The 713-nt window shown below is 40.0% G+C and carries 1 protein-coding gene; it reads left to right on the top strand.

Going from position 1 to position 713, the window contains the following annotated elements; genetic code table 11:
• Positions 1-126 precede the first annotated feature (126 nt).
• Positions 127-713, top strand: a 587-nt coding sequence (locus tag AB6735_RS28020) for an AMP-binding protein (protein ID WP_370999485.1), incomplete at its 3' end; no start/stop codon positions are given.

Here is a 713-nt window from a genome sequence, read left to right on the forward strand (position 1 = left end):
TCCGTTCTGCTTCCACAGCAAGATGACCTGCTCGTCATCAATATCAATACCGAGAAAGACCGTATAGATGCTCAGCAGACCCAGAAGGTTAAGACGAAGCTCCTCCCTGCTAATCTCGCTTATGTCATCTATACCTCCGGTTCTACGGGATGGCCGAAAGGCGTTATGATCGAGCATAGCGGCCTTGTTAACTATATTTTTAGCATTAAATCTAATTATATCGACGAGAACCTAAATGGCTCTGGAACTTTTATACATTTATCTTATGCGTTTGATGCCTCAATAACAGCCATATTCTTGCCCTTAGTATCAGGCAAAATTATTATTTTAAGCTCTCAAGACTTATTAAGCATCTTTGAAGAAGACATAAATCTTCAGAAATATGCTACTTATGATTTTATAAAGTTAACTCCATCACATCTGAAATTTATTGAACAAACAATCAATCATAGTGAAAGATTAAGTAGGCGAATAATAATAGGCGGAGAGGCATTGCGAGTAGAACATTTTAAGCATTTTGCTAATAAAAGCATTACCGTTATCAATGAATACGGCCCGACAGAATCAACGGTAGGTTGTACAATGTACTCGGTAGTTATAGACAATGGAATATCGCATTTGCAAGATACTATACCTATCGGCCGTCCGATAGCCAATACCCAGATATACATCCTGGGGCCGGATCAGGGACTGGTGCCTGTTGGGGTAACCGG

This window comes from Mucilaginibacter sp. RCC_168 (assembly GCF_041355315.1).
In the GTDB taxonomy this organism is placed as follows: domain Bacteria; phylum Bacteroidota; class Bacteroidia; order Sphingobacteriales; family Sphingobacteriaceae; genus Mucilaginibacter.